The 17,451-nt window shown below is 60.6% G+C and carries 16 protein-coding genes; 7 read left to right on the top strand and 9 right to left on the bottom strand.

The features are described from left to right. Positions 1-11 precede the first annotated feature (11 nt). The 5 genes from RTCIAT899_RS26705 to RTCIAT899_RS26685 all read right to left on the bottom strand — a co-directional run bounded on the left by RTCIAT899_RS26705 (position 12) and on the right by RTCIAT899_RS26685 (position 5,316). Entirely contained in the window at positions 12-1,262 is a 1,251-nt protein-coding gene (locus tag RTCIAT899_RS26705) for a sugar ABC transporter permease (protein ID WP_015342948.1), read from the bottom strand. Continuing rightward, positions 1,259-2,080, bottom strand: coding sequence for an ATP-binding cassette domain-containing protein (locus RTCIAT899_RS26700; RefSeq protein ID WP_015342947.1), 822 nt, complete (start codon positions 2,078-2,080; stop codon positions 1,259-1,261). Before RTCIAT899_RS26700 ends, RTCIAT899_RS26705 begins: the two co-directional genes overlap by 4 nt. Positions 2,081-2,155: 75 nt before the next feature. Further along, on the bottom strand, positions 2,156-3,241 hold the full coding sequence (locus RTCIAT899_RS26695) for an ABC transporter substrate-binding protein (protein ID WP_015342946.1): 1,086 nt from the start codon (positions 3,239-3,241) through the stop codon (positions 2,156-2,158). 204 nt (positions 3,242-3,445) lie between these two features. Then, positions 3,446-4,330, bottom strand: a complete 885-nt coding sequence (locus tag RTCIAT899_RS26690) for an AraC family transcriptional regulator (protein WP_015342945.1) — start codon at positions 4,328-4,330, stop codon at positions 3,446-3,448. Positions 4,331-4,920: 590 nt separating this feature from the next. Then, a complete protein-coding gene (locus RTCIAT899_RS26685) occupies positions 4,921-5,316 on the bottom strand; it encodes a DUF983 domain-containing protein (RefSeq protein WP_015342943.1) in 396 nt (131 codons plus the stop codon). A gap of 326 nt (positions 5,317-5,642) precedes the next feature. Between RTCIAT899_RS26685 and RTCIAT899_RS26680 the strand changes: the two genes are divergently transcribed. The 5 genes from RTCIAT899_RS26680 (at position 5,643) to RTCIAT899_RS26660 (ending at position 11,686) form a co-directional block, all read left to right on the top strand. Beyond that, the gene (locus RTCIAT899_RS26680) at positions 5,643-6,101 is read left to right on the top strand and encodes a universal stress protein (RefSeq protein ID WP_015342941.1); all 459 of its coding nucleotides are present in this window, start codon (positions 5,643-5,645) and stop codon (positions 6,099-6,101) included. A gap of 118 nt (positions 6,102-6,219) precedes the next feature. Then, positions 6,220-7,476, top strand: coding sequence for an arsenic transporter (locus tag RTCIAT899_RS26675; protein WP_015342940.1), 1,257 nt, complete (start codon positions 6,220-6,222; stop codon positions 7,474-7,476). A 56-nt stretch (positions 7,477-7,532) separates the two neighbouring features. Further along, positions 7,533-8,135 (top strand): TetR/AcrR family transcriptional regulator, encoded by a 603-nt coding sequence (locus RTCIAT899_RS26670; RefSeq protein ID WP_015342939.1) that lies wholly within the window; start codon positions 7,533-7,535, stop codon positions 8,133-8,135. Positions 8,136-8,176: 41 nt separating this feature from the next. After that, positions 8,177-9,157 (top strand): zinc-binding dehydrogenase, encoded by a 981-nt coding sequence (locus RTCIAT899_RS26665; RefSeq protein ID WP_015342938.1) that lies wholly within the window; start codon positions 8,177-8,179, stop codon positions 9,155-9,157. Between the two features lie 177 nt (positions 9,158-9,334). Then, entirely contained in the window at positions 9,335-11,686 is a 2,352-nt protein-coding gene (locus RTCIAT899_RS26660) for a heavy metal translocating P-type ATPase (protein WP_015342937.1), read from the top strand. A 63-nt stretch (positions 11,687-11,749) separates the two neighbouring features. Here the strand turns inward: RTCIAT899_RS26660 and RTCIAT899_RS26655 are convergent, their stop codons facing one another. Further along, entirely contained in the window at positions 11,750-12,544 is a 795-nt protein-coding gene (locus tag RTCIAT899_RS26655) for an AraC family transcriptional regulator (RefSeq protein ID WP_015342936.1), read from the bottom strand. Positions 12,545-12,663: 119 nt separating this feature from the next. Here RTCIAT899_RS26655 and RTCIAT899_RS26650 point away from each other — a divergent pair, with 119 nt between their 5' ends. Continuing rightward, complete coding sequence (locus RTCIAT899_RS26650) at positions 12,664-13,854, top strand: FAD-dependent oxidoreductase (RefSeq protein WP_015342935.1); 1,191 nt, start codon at positions 12,664-12,666, stop codon at positions 13,852-13,854. 8 nt (positions 13,855-13,862) lie between these two features. After that, positions 13,863-14,288: a hypothetical protein gene (locus RTCIAT899_RS26645; RefSeq protein WP_015342934.1), complete on the top strand. Its 426-nt coding sequence runs from the start codon at positions 13,863-13,865 to the stop codon at positions 14,286-14,288. Between the two features lie 100 nt (positions 14,289-14,388). Here the strand turns inward: RTCIAT899_RS26645 and RTCIAT899_RS26640 are convergent, their stop codons facing one another. From RTCIAT899_RS26640 to RTCIAT899_RS26630, 3 genes are all read right to left on the bottom strand, one after another. Then, on the bottom strand, positions 14,389-15,429 hold the full coding sequence (locus RTCIAT899_RS26640; protein WP_015342933.1) for an LLM class flavin-dependent oxidoreductase: 1,041 nt from the start codon (positions 15,427-15,429) through the stop codon (positions 14,389-14,391). 12 nt (positions 15,430-15,441) lie between these two features. Next, complete coding sequence (locus RTCIAT899_RS26635) at positions 15,442-16,380, bottom strand: ABC transporter substrate-binding protein (RefSeq protein ID WP_015342932.1); 939 nt, start codon at positions 16,378-16,380, stop codon at positions 15,442-15,444. Positions 16,381-16,457: 77 nt separating this feature from the next. Continuing rightward, positions 16,458-17,402: an ABC transporter substrate-binding protein gene (locus RTCIAT899_RS26630; RefSeq protein WP_015342931.1), complete on the bottom strand. Its 945-nt coding sequence runs from the start codon at positions 17,400-17,402 to the stop codon at positions 16,458-16,460. Between the last annotated feature and the right edge of the window lie 49 nt (positions 17,403-17,451).

Genomic DNA, 17,451 nt, shown 5'->3' with positions numbered 1-17,451 from the left:
TCTTGAAGAAATCAGCCGCGCCCATGCGAGGCGCGGGAACGACGGGCGAGCGAGTCGACGATGACGGCAATGGCAAGAACTGCGCCTGTAATCATGTAGCGAAGCGCCGACGACAGATCGAGCATGGTGAGGCCGCTGGCGATCGACTGGGTGACGACGATGCCGAGCAGTGCCGAATAGGCGCTGCCGCGGCCGCCGAAAAGGCTGGTGCCGCCGATGACGGCCGCCGCGATCGCATTCAGATTGACGTCGCCGGTACCAGCCTGCTGGCTGGCCGAGGCCAGGCGCGCTGCCGCGAGTACACCACCAAGGGCTGCGAACATGGCGCATAGAACGAAGGCGCTGGTATAGATCCGCCGCACATTGATGCCGGCGCGGCGAGCGGCCTCGCGATTGCCGCCGACGGCGGACATCGACCGGCCCCATTGCGTGCGCGTCAGCGCATAATTCATGACGATGGCCAGCACCACGAACAGGGCGAACATCCAGGGAATGCCGCGATCCTGATTGAGATAGAAGGCGACGAATTCCAACGCCACGGTAATGACGGCCGCCTTCGCCAGCAGGCCACCGACGGAGGGCGCGGAGAGGTTCGCCTGCTTGCGCCGCCGCACGGTACCTAAGCCGGTCAACAACAGGACCGCACCCGGAATGAGCGCGAAGAGATACGCAAGCGGTCGAGGAATGACGAGAAGCTGGCCGAAGTTCACGATGGCCGAGCCATAGGGCAGATTGATCGACCCCGTCGCTCCAAGCAGATAGAGCTGCATGCCAAGTACGGCGAGAAGGCCTGCCAATGTGGCAACGAAACTCGGCATGCCTAGCCGGTTGAACAGTACGGCATAGATGGCGCCGATCGCGCCGCCGACGACAAGCGCCGCCAGGATCGCCAAGGCCACCGGCCAGCCCTCGTTGACCCAGAGCATACCGACCATGGCGGATGCGAAGCCGCTGATCGACCCCACGGAAAGATCGATCTCGCCAACCATCAGCACGCAGACGATGCCGAGAGAGATGATGCCGACTGTCGAGGCGTCGAACAGCAGGTTTGCCAGGTTGTTGCTGGACAGGAAGGTCGGGTTGAGCGTGCCGAACACCGTCCAGATGATCACGAGCCCGACGACGACGGGCAGCGAGCCTAAATCGCCGGAGCGGACCTTATCGATGGAGGAGCGGATGGTGGCCGCAAGCCCGGTATCATGGTTGACGCGGACGTCGCTGCGGTCGAGCAGCAGGGTGGATTGCTTGCCATTCTCGCTCATGGCTGGCCCCCTTCTCTGAGTTCCTGTTGGGCCTGACGTCGCCCTGCCCGTCGCGACACGGCATTTTCCGTGGCTCCGGTGATAGCGCTGACGAGTTCCTGATTTGACGTGTCGGGATAGAAGATCCCGTTGTTGCGGCCGAGGCGCAGCACGACGATGCGGTCGGCGACGGCGCGCACGTCCTCCATGTTGTGGCTGATCATGATGACGCCGAGCCCCTTGTCGCGAACGCGCTCGATGAGGTTCAGCACCTCGGCGGTTTGTGCGACGCCAAGCGCTGCAGTCGGCTCGTCAAGCATGATGAGTTTCGGCTCAAGCAGCAGCGAGCGGGCGATCGCCACCGTCTGCCGCTGGCCGCCCGAAAGCGATGCGATCGGGATACGCACGCTCGGAATGCGCGCCGCAAGCTCATTGAGCAAGGTCCAGGCGCGAACCTCCATGGCGGTCTCATCGAGCTTCATCGGGCTCAATTCCCGGCCGAGGAAGATGTTCGCGACGACATCGAGATTTTCGCAAAGCGCCAGATCTTGAAAAACCGTGGCAATACCGAGATCAAGCGCGGTCGCGGGATCGCTGAGCGTGACCTGCTTGCCGCGGAATGTGATCGTACCTGAACTCGGCTGGTGAACGCCGGCCAGAACCTTGACGAGCGTCGATTTGCCCGCGCCATTGTCGCCAACAAGAGCCACGACTTCGCCGGCATGCACATCGAGGTTGATATCCGTCAGAGCCGAGACGGCGCCGAAGTGTTTGGAGATCCCTTTGAGGCTGAGCACAAGCTCGCCCGATGGGGCTCTTTGGTCGGAAGCGTCACTCATGACAAGCCACCTTCTCGGGTTGAAATGCTGTTGGTTTCCGGCCGCCGAAGCGGCCGGATCTGGATGAGGCAAGGCTCAGCTGCCGATACCGAGCTTCTTGCAGCCATCGGCATAGCGGTCGATGCAGAGCTGGTCCGGCGTCTGGATCGGCTTGCCGTTCACAGTCTTGTCGATGATCTCGGCCTTCAGGTTTTCAGAGGTGACCAATGCCGGCGTGAAGAGCTTGGTCGGCGTGTCGAAGAGCTTCGTGTCGGCCTTCGGCGCCTGGCCTGATAGTAATTCGATCGCGACATTGGCGGCGGCGGCGGCCACGATCTCGCTCGGCTTGGAGATCGTGTTGTACTGGTCGCCGGAAATGATGAGCTGCAGACCGGCGATGGTCGCGTCGTTGCCTGTGACCGGCGGCACCGGATCGTAGCCGGCGGCCTTGAATGCGGCGACGGCTGCCCCGCCCGTGCCGTCATTGGCGGCAACGACACCGAGGATCTTCTTGCCGAAGCGGGTGATCTGACCGCTTGCCCATTGCTGCGCCTTCGGCGGCGCCCATTCCGGCGTGTCGAATTCCGCAAGCACCGGATAGCCGCCATCGGCCAGACCGGCATGGATCCCCTTCTTGATCAAGCCCGCAGCAGCATCGGTCGGCGAACCGTTGATTTCGAGAAGGCCGCCGTCACCCGCCTTCACGCCCTTGGCTTTCAGGTGATCGACCAGCGACTTGGCGATCATCTTGCCGATCTCTTCATTGTTGAAGGAGACGTAGTAGTCGGCGGCAGCCGACGGGATCGGGCGGTCGTAGGCGATGACCTTTACACCCTGGCTTTGCGCGAGCTTCACCAGCGAAGCGGCGGCAGTGGAATCAACCGGATCGAGCACGATGGCCTTTGCACCCTGCGAGATCGCCGAATTGAACTGCTGCTGCTGACGCGAAGCATCGCCATTGGCATTCTGGTAGATGACCTTGCAGCCGGCGCAGAGCTTCTTCATTTCCGCCTGGAAGCCGGGGAAATCATGCTCTTCATAGCGAGTGGAGCTCTGGTCCGGCATCAGGAAGGCGACGGTCGCATCCGTCACCTTGGCGGATTGCGCAAAGGCGGCGGTGCCGGCCAGAAGACCGGCGGCAAGCACGGCTATGCCGGCGACTTTCAGTGCGAAATGGGTCATTGGAATTTCTCCGTTCCAATTGGTAATGGTTTCCCTCGATCATCGCGGCCGTTCGCACGCGATGCTCTTGTTTGGTTGTCCGCAAACAACGGCCATCGGGCCGACGCGGCGGTATTTTCGGACAAGCCTTCTCCTTCGGACGGCAAATGTGCCTGCCCGTTCGCTTGCCCTGAATTTTGTCTCTCCTCCCTGTCCTCCCTTTTTTTAGGCGGCCTCCACCGCACGTGCGTGCTGTGCCAAGAGCGATCTGAACCGAGAGGGCGCCATGCCCTTCTGATCCAGAAAACGCCGATTGAAGTTCGAAATATTGTTGAAGCCTGCCGCGAAGCAGATGTCGGTGATCGTCATGTCGGCCTTGCTCATCAAGAGGTGGCAGGCGAAGTTGATGCGCAGACGATTGACATATTGCACCAGCGCCATGCCGGTATGGCGACGAAAGCTGCGGGAAAAGGCGCTCGGGCTCTGGCCGGTCAATTCGGCCAGATCGCACTCGCTGAACGGCTCGGTCAGATGCGCGTTGATGTAAGCCAGCGCCTGATTGACACCCGCCGACATGAAGCCGGATGGGTCCGGCTGATAGCCGGCGCTGGCGAGCGTGCGCGTGCCCTCGGCACGGCTCATGGCGTCGAGAATATTCATGAAGAGTTCGATACGGCGGATGCCCGATGCCTCGACCAGCTCACCGAGGATCGGGCCGACGATGACAGCCGTCTCAGGCGTGAAGAGCGCACCACGGCGGCTCGTTTCAAGAATACCTGCGCAGGCCGACAGTTCCGGAAAGACTTTACTGGCATCGGCAAAAAAGGATTCGGAAAATTGCAGCACGCGGCAGCGCAGCGGCAAGGTGACGCCGACGGGCACATCGCTCACCCAATTGTGCGGCAGGTTCGGTCCCGTCAGCACGAGATTGCCCGGTTCGAACTCACCAATGAAGTCGCCGATGAAATATTGGCCCGTCGTCGCGACGACGTGGTGGATTTCATATTCGGGATGGAAATGCCAGCGAACCGTGCGGTAGGGATAACCGTGTTCCCACGCCTTGAAGGATTCTCCGCTGCCGATCGCGACCACTTCCAAATCGGGGTTCATCGGCAAGCCTCCTTTTCATCCGTCCGCATAGCAACGGTTGCGGCGCCTCCTCCCAGAGGCCATCACGTCTTCTATGTGGTAAACCTACCCCTCATACGCGCCTGCCGCTACTACGCCTTGTACGCTCGACTGATACTTTTTTGACTTGAAGGGTGACTTATTTGGCGAAATGTGCAGTGCGGCATAGGCACTGCGATGCCGAAGGGTCGATATCCGGTATCGAGCGCCGAGAATTTCGCTTTGATCCGAGGCGTCAAAGGTATGTCCGCCGGTTTCGTTATTTCTGCTTCCCTTGATCGTGATGCCACTTGATGGCGAAGAACATGCCCGTGCCTAACACGAGAACCTTGAACAGAATGAAGACTAAAGGGAACCAATCCCACATTTCGAATATTTCCAGGCTAGTTGACACTATTTATCGTGAGGAGCACCACCCCGAAACTGATGCTCTGGCAGCTTTATTTTTTGTTCAAACCATCGTCGAATCCAACTTCGATCATGATATTCCCGTCCGCACGACATAGCGGTGCTATCGTCCATCTCGCCGCGACGGTCATCAATTCGAGATAAGGCCCACAAACCTAGCTCGCTTAGTGCGGCGTCTCGGTTGCCGGCAGGCGGACGAGCTTGCCTTCCTCGGCCTTATAAAAGTACTGACTGGCGACAAGCCAACCCTTCAGCGGGCGTAGAGGGGGGATGCAGGTCGCCACCATGAAGGGGCCAGTCAACAGAAACTGCACCCAGACCGGAGCGGAGAAGGCCACCTCCAGCCAGACGCCGAGAAGAACGCTCGGGATACAGGCGAAACAGATGACGAAAAATGCCGGGCCGTCGGCCGGATCGGCAAAGGAATAGTCAAGCCCACACGCCTCGCATCGTTTGCGCAGGGTCAGAAATCCGTCGAACATGCGCCCCTGACCGCAGCGCGGGCAGCGGCACCGGAGACCAGTCTGCAATGGGCTCAGCGGGGGATAGTCAATATCCATGACATTACTCCTGATTCAGTCTCGCAAATGAATGCAATCAATTGGTAAGTTGAATGCATACAATATATGTACAATGAATGGAATGATCGAGTCCAGTTGCCAGAATGACGCAGCTGTCTTCGTGCAAAGTGGGATAAATCGAAGCCACACGGCGACGGAGCGCGTAGATATGCATGGTTTGGTTTGCATCACAGCGGCGGCGAGACTTGACGAATCCCGCCATTATCGATGTGTTGAACATTCGTATGCTCGCCCTGCTCGTCGCAACCGGACAGATGCCAGTGACGCCAAGAACGACTGCGGCCGGGGTGTTTTGGGAGAATGCAATGTATGACAATATCATTTGCGCCATTGGGCTCGGCTCACGCGAACGCGCCGAACGCCTGTTGCGCACATCCCACGCACTTCTGTCTCCAGACGGCGAATTAACGGTCGCCCACGTTATCGAGCGCTTCCTCTCGGGGCGGGAAAGCCCGGACGAATGGGCTGTCTCAGCGATCACGGAAGCCGAGGAAAAGCTCAATGCCTTGTGCAGGCGTCTCGGCATTACCGCGACCATCGATGTGCGCATGGGCACGGCATCGACGACGCTGCTGACCATCGCCAAGGAGAAGAAGGCCGATCTGATTATCCTCGCAACGCATACGTCCGATATCATCGATCGCATATTCGGTTCGACGGTCGAATACGTCATCCGTCATGCGGAATGCTCCGTCCTTGTCGAGCGAGCCGACAAATCGCATGACGATATCGCTGGGAAAGCGGATACGGCGAAGAAGGCATAACGCTCCCTCGGCGTGGCCTTTCATGCTGGGTTGTCTGCGAATATAGCTCGGTTACGGTTTGCGCTGTCCCGTGGTGATGCTACATAGCCGCTCCGACCTCAAATCCAAGACGAGATGAATGACTGAATCCGCCATCACCTGGAGCATCGCCGGCCTGACAGCTATCGGCGTCGTTACACGCCCGTTCCGATGGCCAGAAGCGATCTGGGCTGTTCTCGGAGCAGCGCTTCTCGTTGCGCTTCGGCTCATCGGTCCAGCCGATGTATGGACAGGCATATCCAAAGGGTTCGATGTCTATCTCTTCCTGATCGGCATGATGCTTTTGTCGGAGCTCGCACGGCGCGAAGGGCTCTTCGACTGGGTGGCGGCAATCGCCACCGCGCATGCCAAGGGCTCTCCTCGCCGGCTGTTCGTGCTTGTCTATGTCGTCGGCGTGGTCGTGACGGTATTCCTGTCGAACGACGCAACCGCCGTCGTACTCACGCCGGCCGTCTACGCAGCCTGCCGTGCGGCACGGGTGAAGGACCCCATGCCATATCTGCTGGTCTGCGCCTTCATCGCCAATGCCGCAAGCTTCGTGCTGCCGATCTCCAATCCGGCCAATCTGGTGATCTTCGCCGGCGGCGAGATGCCATCCCTGTCGCACTGGATGCAGACCTTTCTGCTGCCATCCATCGTGTCGATCATCGTCACCTTCGCCTGCCTCTACTGGACGCAGCGCCATGCACTGGCGGAAGACACGATCGCCCGCGAGGTTGGCCAACCCGCCCTTTCCCATAGCGCCAAGCTGGCAGGATGGGGGCTGATAGTCACCGCCCTCATTCTGATCGTGGCGTCGGCCATGAATGTCGATCTCGGCATCCCGACATTTGTCGCGGGCCTCCTCACGACCGTCATCGTTCTCGTTCTTACCCGGCAAAATCCGCTGGAGACGGTTCGCGGCATCAGCTGGAGCGTAATACCTCTGGTTGCGGGCCTTTTCGTGATCGTCGAGGCGGTCAACCACACCGGGCTCACCGCCCTCCTGTCCGAAAAGCTGGCGTTGCTGGCGACTCAGTCGCAGACACAGGCGGTCGGCGCTGCCGGGCTTTCCGTTGCAATCGTCTCCAACCTCGTCAACAATTTGCCGGCCGGTCTTTTCGCCGGCAGCGCGGTGCAGGCCGCCCATGTTCCTGATTCCATTGCCGGCGCAGTGCTGATCGGCGTCGATCTCGGCCCCAACCTCTCCGTCACCGGCTCGCTCGCCACCATCCTCTGGCTTGCCGCTCTTCGCCGCGAAGGGCTGCATATGGGAGCGCTGGCGTTTCTGAGGATCGGCGCTCTCGTGATGTTTCCGGCTTTGATCCTCTCGCTTGCGGCCCTCGCACTGATCTGACTGTGAACAACATCGAGTTTATAGACGACCGGTCGATTATTTGTTAGGGACCGCTCATGATGACGAAGAGGAAATCGGAGCTGACTCGCAGCCATATTCTCGCAATCGGGCGGGAACTGGTGCTGCGCAAGGGTTTCGGAGGCGTGGGCCTGAAGGAGCTGCTCGAGCAGAGCGCCGTGCCGAAAGGTTCATTCTATTACTATTTCGCATCCAAAGAGGCCTTCGGCTGCGCTCTGCTGAAGCAATATTGTTCCGACTACGCGGAGCGGCTCGACACGCTCTTCGGCTGGAAAGGCAATGGCCGCCAGCGCCTGATGCTCTATTGGAATGCCTGGCTTTCCGATGGCAATACGGCCAGCCTCGCTGACCGGTGCCTGGTCGTAAAACTTGCCGCCGAGATCTCCGATCTCTCAGACAATATGCGCGTGATCCTGCTCGGCGGCGTCGAGGACCTCATTCGCCGCATCACCAAAACAATCACCGAGGGACGCGAGGACGGTTCGATTTCGCCATCCTGCATCCCGGAAAAGACGGCTCGTTCGCTCTATAGCCTATGGCTCGGGGCGGCAATCCTGGCGAAGCTAGGAAAAGACAAGACACCGCTCGACCAGGCCATGCTTGCCACTGAGCAAGCCCTTTCGGCACCCGGCGGCCTTTGATCCAAAGCAGGACCAGTATGTCAACACACAAGGAAAATACAATGCGCAGTGCCATCCACGATGTCTTCGGCGATCCGGCTTCGGTCCTTTATTTGGCCGACATGCCACTGCCGGAGCCTGCCGCCGGAGACGTGCGCATTCGCACCATTCTCTCCCCCATCCACAATCATGACCTTTGGACCGTGCGCGGCGCCTATGGCTATAAGCCGGTTTTGCCTGCCATTGGCGGCAGCGAGGCGGTTGGCTTTGTCGATGCTGTCGGGCCTGACGTCGACAAGGCGCTGATCGGCAAGCGCGTCGTTGCGGCCGGCGTCCATGGCACCTGGGCAGAGCAATTCACGGCGCCGGCAGCAAGCCTTGTTCCGGTGCCTGACGTGATCTCCGACGAAGCCGCAGCGCAGCTGATCGCCATGCCGTTCAGCGCTATCTCGCTTTTGGAATTCCTCAATGTCGAGCGCGGCGACTGGATCATCCAGAACGCAGCGAACGGTGCTGTCGGCAAGACCCTGGCCATGCTGGCACATAGCCGCGGCATACACATGATCAATCTCGTTCGGCGAGACGGCGGCATCGATGAGCTATCCGCATTCGGTATCGGCAATGCCGTCTCGACCGCGGCGCCGGATTGGAAGGCCAAGGTGCGCGCCATGATCGGCGACGCGCCGATCCGTGCCGCAGTCGATTCCGTCGGTGGTGTTGCGAGCAACGACCTGGCAGACCTGCTGGGCGAAAACGGCCTGCTGGTTTCCTTCGGCACTGCTGCCGGCAAGCCGATGCAGATCGCCTCGAGGGCCGTCATCTTCAAGCAGCTTACGATCAAGGGCTTCTGGGGCATCAAGATCAGCGCCGCCATGCCGGCGGAAGAGCGGCGACGGCTGATCAGCGAACTCATCACACGCGTCGCCTCAGGCGAAGTCAAGCTGCCCGTGGAGGCAGCCTACGACATCACCGATATCTCGGAAGCTGTGAAATCATCGCTGGCGCCCGGCAAGACCGGCAAGGTTCTGCTGAAACTGCTATAGGTTTTCCTGGGCCTTGGCGTAGCCGCAGCAGCAGACGGCTGGGGCGGCTTGGTGGCACGCGGCTGGATCGATTGCAGCGCCTGCGAACGATTGCGTAAAAATTTGCAGAATTGCTCTTGTCCCTCTAGTTACTAGAGGATGTAGCGATGGTTCCAAGAGAAAATCTGGAACCGCAACATGACATCGCCAACACAACAGAGCCGCTATCGCGTAGAGGGCATGGATTGCGCCTCCTGCGCCGCGAAAATCGACACGGCCGTTCGCCGGCTGCAGGGTGTCGAGGATGTTTCCGTCTCGGTCACCGCAGGCACGATGACGATCAAGCATCAGAGCGACCCGGACCTGCTGCCGAGCATCGCAAAGCGTGTCACTGGACTGGGCTACAAGCTTTTTCCACTGCCGCAAAGCAATGCCGCTGCGCCAAGGGTCGAAGAGAGCGATCAAGCCTGCGGCTGCGGGCACGACCATCACACGCACGAATCCGATGGCCGCAACCATGGTCATACGGGTCACGACCACGAGCATGATCACGGCGGCGACCACGATCACGGCGCCGACGGGCATCGACATGATCATTCCGGCCACAACCACGCTTCGGATGAGCGCGATGCTTCGGTTGCCGGCCTCCACGGTCACGATCATGGACCGACCAGCGGGCCATGGTGGAAATCCGCCAAGGGCCGCCTGACGATCGCAAGCGGTATGGCGCTCGCCGCCGCCTGCGGTATCGGCAAGCTGGTTCCGGCACTGGACGTCTGGATCTTCAGCGTGGCCATGTTGGTCGGCCTGTTACCGATCGCCAGACGCGCCTTCATGGCCGCAAGGATGGGCACGCCGTTCTCGATCGAGATGCTGATGACGATCGCCGCCATCGGCGCCGTTATCATCGGTGCCAGCGAGGAAGCAGCTGCCGTCGTCTTCCTCTTCCTGATCGGCGAACTGCTGGAAGGCGTTGCGGCCGGCAAGGCGCGCGCCAGCATCCAGTCCCTCACGGATCTGGTGCCCAAGACCGCGCTCATCGAGGAGAATGGCAAGACCCGCGAAGTGCAGGCTGAAAGCCTTGCTGTCGGCGCCATCATCCTGGTGCGCCCCGGCGACCGCGTTCCGGCCGACGGCGTGATCGTTTCCGGCGAAAGCGCCATCGACGAGGCGCCGGTGACAGGCGAAAGCACGCCGGTGCGCAAGGGCCTGGATGCAAGCGTCTTTGCTGGCACGGTCAATGGTGACGCCGCGCTGCGTGTTCGGGTAACGGCGGCAGCATCGGACAATACCATTGCCCGCGTCGTCAAGCTGGTCGAAGAGGCGCAGGAATCGAAGGCTCCCACCGAGCGTTTCATCGATCGCTTCTCGCGTTATTACACGCCCGGCGTCGTCGTTGTCGGCGCGCTCGTCGCCATCGTCCCGCCTCTGTTCCTGGGCGGCAGCTGGAACGAGTGGGTCTACAAGGGCCTTGCCATCCTGCTGATCGGGTGCCCATGCGCCCTGGTCATCTCGACGCCGGCGGCAATCGCGGCATCACTGTCTTCAGGCGCCCGCCGCGGTCTGCTGCTGAAGGGTGGCGCCGTGCTTGAGAATATCGGCAAGGTCACCGCCGTTGCTTTCGACAAGACCGGCACCTTGACCGAAGGCAAGCCCAAGGTCACCGATATTATCGGTCTCGGCATGAATGAAACGGACGTATTGCGCCTGGCAGCCGCGCTCGAAACCGGCTCCAGCCATCCCCTTGCCCGCGCCATCCTCGACCGCGCAGCTGAAGCCGGAACGGATATCCCTCAGGTCATCGATGCCAAAGCGATCGGCGGAAAGGGCGTCAGCGGCACGGTCGATGGTTTGGACGTGTTCCTCGGATCGCCACAGGCAGCCACCGACCACGTATTATTGACCTCGGAGCAGTCTGCCCGCATCGCTGCACTCAATGATGAGGGGAAAACGGTTTCCGTCGTGGTTGCCAAAGGTGCGGCCGCCGGCCTGCTCGCCATGCGCGACGAACCGCGCGCCGATACCGCAGCTGGTCTTAAGGCGCTGGCCAACGCGGGCATCAAGACGATCATGCTGACGGGCGACAATCAGCGCACGGCACAGGCAATCGGCAAAACGCTCGGCATAGAGGTTCGCGCGCAATTGCTGCCCGAAGACAAGCAGCGGATCGTTGGTGAGCTGAAGCGGCAAGGCTTGCGGGTCGCCAAGGTCGGCGACGGCATCAACGATGCGCCGGCGCTCGCAGCCGCCGATGTCGGGATTGCCATGGGCGGCGGTACCGACGTTGCGCTGGAAACGGCGGATGCCGCCGTGCTGCATGGCCGCGTCGGAGATGTCATCGAGATGATCGACCTTTCCAAGCGGACGATGAGCAATATCGGCCAGAACATCACCATCGCGCTCGGCCTCAAGGGTGTGTTCCTGGTGACCACGATCGTCGGCATTACGGGGCTCTGGCCGGCAATCCTCGCCGATACCGGCGCAACCGTACTGGTCACCATGAATGCGCTTCGCTTGCTCGCCTTAAAGCCGCGCCGGGTCGCAGTCTGAATTGTTGACGGGCGCCGACGAACAGGCCGGCGCCCTGATATCAATTCCGAGATTGCAAAGAGATCAAGATCTCCTGGCGGACAGATAACGGCGCGGCGACAGGCCGAATGCCTTCCGGAACATGGCGATGAAGCTGCTCGCGCTCGCATAGCCCAAGCTGTCCGCCACCTCAGCGATCGGTGCTCCCGCGCTCAGATGCTCCAGTGCCAGCAACAGCCGAGCCTGCTGGCGCCAATTTGCGAAAGACATGCCCGTTTCTGCATGGAACAGCCGCCTGGCTGAACGCTCGGATATGCCCGCCCGCTGCGCCAGTGATTGAAAGGTCTCCTCGCTGGCAGGGTCCTGCAGTACGGCGTCCGTGATGCGCAGAACACGCCGGTCCGTCGGCATCGGCAGATGCAGGCTTTCACGCGGTGCGGCCCGAACCTCATCGAGTAGAACGGCTGCGAGGCGACGCTGCTGCGCCGACAGCTTTTCCTCCCAATGCCATGTGGTTGCCCGGCGCACCAATGCTCGCAACACGTCACTGACGCTCAGAACACAAGGCGTCACCGGCAAACCGGCGCTGGCGTCGGGCGTCAAGAGAATGCCCCAGCCGCTCAGCACGCCGTTGATCCCCGCCTTGTGCATGACACCAGGCGGAATCCAGCCCGCACGCTGCGGCGGTAGCAACCATGAACCGCCTGGCGTATCGACACGGACGAGCCCGCTCTCAATGCAGAAAAGCTGACCGCGGCTATGCGCGTGCCAATCATATTCCTGAGTGCCGAGACGGAAGGCGCTGCCGGGTTCATCCGATCCCCAAAAGGCGATGAGCGGCGGCCCGTCGAGACGGTCGCCAATATCTTCGATGCCCATGTTTCGTTTGGCCGCTTTGCAACATTTAAAGACCGAATGTCGTTATCACGCTCCGGCGGCCTTCGGCTATATTTTCTCTCGAAAGATCGAAATCGACCAATGAATGGAATAGAAGACCCATGCAGGACTTTCATGTTGTCATCATCGGCGCTGGCCTCGGTGGCTTGTGCCTCGCACAGGGATTGAAGCGCGCCGGCATCCGTTTTGACGTATATGAGCGCGACCCGGCTGCCGATAGCCGCCTTCAAGGCTATCGCATTCGTATCGACGCAAACGGGCAGCAAGCGCTGGCATCATGCCTGCCGACCGCTCTGTTTGACCTCTTTCGAGCGACCGCCTCGACGAGCCCTCGATCCGCGTGCTTCCTGACCCCTCAGCTTCTGCCCGTTACGGGCCGCACGCCGGCGAGCTGGGATACGGGCGAGAATGACGACGACGGCGATCTGAGTGTCAATCGCCTCACCCTTCGCGAAATCCTGCTGTCGGGGATCGAAGATCATGTTCATCTCGGACATGCTTTCACCCACTATCGCTGCATGGACCACGGTCGCGTCGAGGTGCAGTTCGACGGTGCCGCCCCGGTTTCCTGCAATCTGTTGGTCGGCGCCGACGGCGTGAACTCGCAGGTACGCCGCCAGCTGGCACCCTATGCCGAGCCAGCGGATACAGGTTCTATATGTGTCTACGGCAAAAGCGAAATGCCACTGAACGATGCTGCCGACCTGCTTGGGAATGGAACGACGGTAGTCTTTGCCGATGGGTGCACGGCGATCTTCGATCTCATGCGCTTCCGCAACGATCTTCCGAACCTTGCCGCCATTCTCGCGCCCGATTGCAAGCTGACGTCGGTTACCGATTATCTCTATTGGGCACTGATCGGTCCGCGGCAAAGGCTTGGACTGGAAACATATGACCATACCCAAGATCTGCCCGTCTTGCTGAGAACCGTCATGCGCGGCTGGCATCCGGAGCTGAAGCAGATCGTCAGCCGGAGCAGAGCGACTGCCGTTGCCGCGCTCTCGGTCAGAAGCGGGCGCCCCGACGCCCTTTGGCCGTTCGGTCCAGTGACGCTTTTGGGCGATGCCATCCATGCGATGAGCCCTGCCGGCGGACTAGGTGCCAATACCGCGCTCGAAGATGCCCGCATGCTGGCGCAGATCCTGGCCGAAGCCGGCAGGGAGACAAAGACCACCTGCACGGCCTTGCTGGATTACGAAGCCGACATGCGCGAGCGGGCGACTTGCGCCATCGACACGTCGGAACGCGGCGCGGCCATGCTGTTTGCGGCCATCACCGATAAGATCGCCTGAGGAACACCATGACAATCGATGCGGCTACCTTCACCTTTCACGACGTCTCTCTTTGGCCGATCGTGCGCCATTCCGCTGCGGCTATCCAGCCGGGTTATTCTAAACAATGGGAGCACGAGATGGACGCCCTGCTTGCCATTTCAATGCCCTTTGTCATCATCATGGAAGGCGACGAGCACGCCGAAGAGCATAAGGATCGCAAAGCACGCGGCATATGGCTGAAGAAAAACAAGGCGGCACTCGCAACGGTTTGCAAGGCAGTCATCGGTATCGAGGCAAGCGCAATCAAGCGTGGCGCCATGCAGCTGCAGATGAGCCTTGCAACGAAGGCATTCGGCATAAAAATGGAAATCGTCGCGTCCCGTGAGGAAGCGCTGCATCTCGCCGAGCGGATTCTCAAAGGAAAGGACGCCGCGAGCTCTCTCGCCTGCTAACCGGCGCTATAGCCCGAGCGGTCTTCAGGACAGAAGCGAACCGGATCTGACGGGCGAGAGCCCGTCGATCCAACATCGCGGATGTGGGCGGCCGCAGCCCTCAGGATGCGGATCGTCGCAGGAGCGTGGTCTCCTTCCAGCCAAGCTCCGGAGCGATCAGCGTCACGAAATCATGGATGATCTGCCGATATTCCTCGTCGTGGAACTCATAGGGCAGCTCCAGCCGGAATTCGTTGACATGAGGCAAGATCGGATCCTTGCGCAGACGCTCCACTATCTCGTCCGAGGAGCCGACGATATCGCGGGCGAAAAGCGTGCGGCGTTCGCCCTGAGGTGAAAGTGTGCGCTCATAGCGGCCGGCGGCGTAGTCCGTATAGCGTTTGCGCGTGATCGCATCCGCGCTGTCGAAGGGCACGATGACCCGTCCGAGCGCCATCCGCCTCGTATCGCCGCCAGACGCGCGATAGGTTTCCAGCTGTCGCGATTGAGCAACGAAGAAATCGTCGGTCTGCTCGCCTGTTGTGACATTGCCGATCAGCAGATTGAAGCCGTTACGGCCGGCCCATTCGGCCGAACGCAGCGAGCCGCCGCCATACCAGATGCGATCGATCAACCCTTTCGCATAGGGCTGGAGGCGCGGACGCTGCGGGCCGAACGGTGTCTTGATAAGCGTATCGTGATTGCCGACATAGGTTCCTCTCAGATTATCGGCAAAGCGCAGCACCCTTTGGTGGGAGAAATCATGGTTCTCCCAATCGCCATCGAAAGCAAGCGGCCCGATCAGGTCCGCATGCAACGGACGGCCGGCACTGAGGCCGATGTTCAACCGGCCGCGGGAGAGCACATCCACGGTCGCCAGATCCTCGGCCAGCCGATAGGGGCTTTCATAGCCGATGGGTATGACGGCGGTGCCAAGCTCGATACGGCGCGTGCGCTGGGTCGCAGCCGCCAGAAAGGCACTCGCCGAGGAAATCCCGGGCTCCAAGTGCCGCTGGCGAACCCAGGCGCTGTTGAATCCCCTCTGCTCTCCGTATTCGAGCAATTGCAGGGTCTGTTCCAGACCGGCGAGTGGATCCTCGTCCGGATAATTTCCAGGTGTGAGAAAGCCGATATGGTTGATCGATGGGGCTTGGCGGCTCATGCGGCTGTCTCCTCAAAATTTCGGCAGGCCTGGCGGATTGGTTTCCGACGTCGGCAAGGCTTCCTCGGCAAGATGCCAATGATCGAGGATCTTGGCATAGGTGCCATCCTTGATCAGTCCATTCGTCGCGAGCGTCAGGGCCGGCGCAAGGCCACTGCCCTTTCGCGTGGTGATCGCGACATCCGAGCGATCCGGCCAACCGGCGCTCAGCGTGCCCACGCGCTTGATGTTCTTGTCGCGAGCGGCGATGTAGACAAGCTGGGCGTGCGGCTGCACGATGACATCGGCGCGGTTAGAACGCAGAGCCAGAAGGCTCGCCGCCTCGTCGTCGTAATATTGCAGCTCGATCGGCTTCAGGCCGGCTTTGACATCCTCATCGCTCCATTTCAGCAGGATGCGCTCCTGGTTTGTACCGGCGCCGACAATGATGCGCAGGCCGGCAGCGTCCTTCGGCTCCTTGATACCAGTGATCTTGCTGTCGTTCTTGACGAAGAAGCCGTGCAGGCCCTGTCGATAGGTGGAGAAATCGAACTTCTCCTTGCGCTGCTCGGTAACGCCGACATTGGAGATGACGGCGTCGTATTTGCCCGAGGTCAGCCCGAGCGGCCAGTCGATCCAGGCGACCGGGACAAGCTCGAGCTTCAGTCCGAGCACATCGGCAACCGCATAGGCATAATCGGGATCGGCACCGACCACCGTCTTGGCGTCCGTCGCATAGGTGGCAAGCGGCGGACCGCCTGGTGCGACCGCCACGGTGAATGTGCCTGATGTAACGAACTTGAAATCCTTCGGAATAGCGGCAATCGCCGCTTCGTTTTTCGCCGCGTGAAGACGTCCCGGCTGTTCCGGGCTCAGATCGAAATCTTCGGCTGCCATTGCCGGAGCAAGACCGGTCAGGGCAACCATCACTGTGGCAGCAAGCGCAGTTCTGAAAATAGTGCGGATAGTCACGGAACCTGTATCTCCATTTGAGATGGATGGGAGCGGACCGACGTGAGCCCCACTGACGCCGGTCCGCCCGACCAACATTACGAACCGCTCTTCGGCAGGCCCGCAGGGTTGGTCTTGGATTGATCGACCGCTTCGGCAGTCAGGCTCCAGCGCTTCAGCACTTCGCCATACTTGCCGTTCTTGATCAGATCGTTGAGTGCGAGGGTGATGGCATCGGCAAGGCCGGCGCCCTTTTTCGTCGTCACGGCGATTTCGGCCGTCAGCGGCCAACCGCCTGAGACGGTGCCGACAAGCTTCCTCGTGCCGTTGATGGCCGCCTTATAGGCCTGGGTCGCATTCGGATTGAATTCGACATCGGCACGACCGGACTGCAAGGCAAGATCGGCGGCGGCACGGTCGTCGTAATATTGAACCTCGATGGGCTTCAGGCCGGCTGCCACATTCTGCCGGTCCCATTCCAGAATGATCTTCTCCTGATTGGTGCCGGCCCCGGTGATCACCTTGAGACCCGCGACATCCTTGGGTTCCTTGATCGAGGTAATCTTGCTGTCGGCCTTCACGTAGAAGCCGAGTACGTCCCTGCGATAGGTGGAGAAATCGAACTTCAGCTTGCGCTCTTCCGTAACCGTCACGTTGGAAATGACAGCATCATACTTTCCTGAGGAAACGCCGAGCGGCCAGTCCTCCCAGGCGACCGGTACCAGGTCGAGCTGCAGGCCGAGGGAGTCGGCGAGCAACTGCGCGATATCGGGATCGGTGCCGACGACCGTTTTCGCGTCGGTCGCGTAGGTAGCGATCGGCGGATCCCACGGGTTGATCGCGACCGTGAACTTGCCGGGATTGACGAACTTGAAGCCCGGCGCAATCGCCTTGATCGCTGCCTCGTCCTTCTCGGCACGGATGCGATTGGATGTATCCGGGCTCAGGTTGAACTTTTCGGCCGCAATCGTCGGCGTCCCACTCATCGCTACCGCCGTCAGAACGCCGGCAACGATATATCTTGCTCTCTCAATGAATGTCATTTTCCTTCTCCTTTTTCAATTATAAGTTGTTGATGCTGTTATAATGATC

The organism is Rhizobium tropici CIAT 899, assembly GCF_000330885.1.
GTDB classification, from domain to species: domain Bacteria; phylum Pseudomonadota; class Alphaproteobacteria; order Rhizobiales; family Rhizobiaceae; genus Rhizobium; species Rhizobium tropici.
Note: the sequence above shows the minus strand (reverse complement) of the source record. Positions and strands in the feature narration are given on the sequence as shown.

Coding starts and splice junctions, on each gene's coding strand:
- RTCIAT899_RS26695 (WP_015342946.1), bottom strand. CDS start 3,241: ATGACCCATTTCGCACTGAAAGTCGCCGGCATAGCCGTGCTTGCCGCC.
- RTCIAT899_RS26700 (WP_015342947.1), bottom strand. CDS start 2,080: ATGAGTGACGCTTCCGACCAAAGAGCCCCATCGGGCGAGCTTGTGCTC.
- RTCIAT899_RS26680 (WP_015342941.1), top strand. CDS start 5,643: ATGTATGACAATATCATTTGCGCCATTGGGCTCGGCTCACGCGAACGC.
- RTCIAT899_RS26705 (WP_015342948.1), bottom strand. CDS start 1,262: ATGAGCGAGAATGGCAAGCAATCCACCCTGCTGCTCGACCGCAGCGAC.
- RTCIAT899_RS26690 (WP_015342945.1), bottom strand. CDS start 4,330: ATGAACCCCGATTTGGAAGTGGTCGCGATCGGCAGCGGAGAATCCTTC.
- RTCIAT899_RS26630 (WP_015342931.1), bottom strand. CDS start 17,402: ATGACATTCATTGAGAGAGCAAGATATATCGTTGCCGGCGTTCTGACG.
- RTCIAT899_RS26640 (WP_015342933.1), bottom strand. CDS start 15,429: ATGAGCCGCCAAGCCCCATCGATCAACCATATCGGCTTTCTCACACCT.
- RTCIAT899_RS26660 (WP_015342937.1), top strand. CDS start 9,335: ATGACATCGCCAACACAACAGAGCCGCTATCGCGTAGAGGGCATGGAT.
- RTCIAT899_RS26650 (WP_015342935.1), top strand. CDS start 12,664: ATGCAGGACTTTCATGTTGTCATCATCGGCGCTGGCCTCGGTGGCTTG.
- RTCIAT899_RS26665 (WP_015342938.1), top strand. CDS start 8,177: ATGCGCAGTGCCATCCACGATGTCTTCGGCGATCCGGCTTCGGTCCTT.
- RTCIAT899_RS26675 (WP_015342940.1), top strand. CDS start 6,220: ATGACTGAATCCGCCATCACCTGGAGCATCGCCGGCCTGACAGCTATC.
- RTCIAT899_RS26645 (WP_015342934.1), top strand. CDS start 13,863: ATGACAATCGATGCGGCTACCTTCACCTTTCACGACGTCTCTCTTTGG.
- RTCIAT899_RS26655 (WP_015342936.1), bottom strand. CDS start 12,544: ATGGGCATCGAAGATATTGGCGACCGTCTCGACGGGCCGCCGCTCATC.
- RTCIAT899_RS26670 (WP_015342939.1), top strand. CDS start 7,533: ATGATGACGAAGAGGAAATCGGAGCTGACTCGCAGCCATATTCTCGCA.
- RTCIAT899_RS26685 (WP_015342943.1), bottom strand. CDS start 5,316: ATGGATATTGACTATCCCCCGCTGAGCCCATTGCAGACTGGTCTCCGG.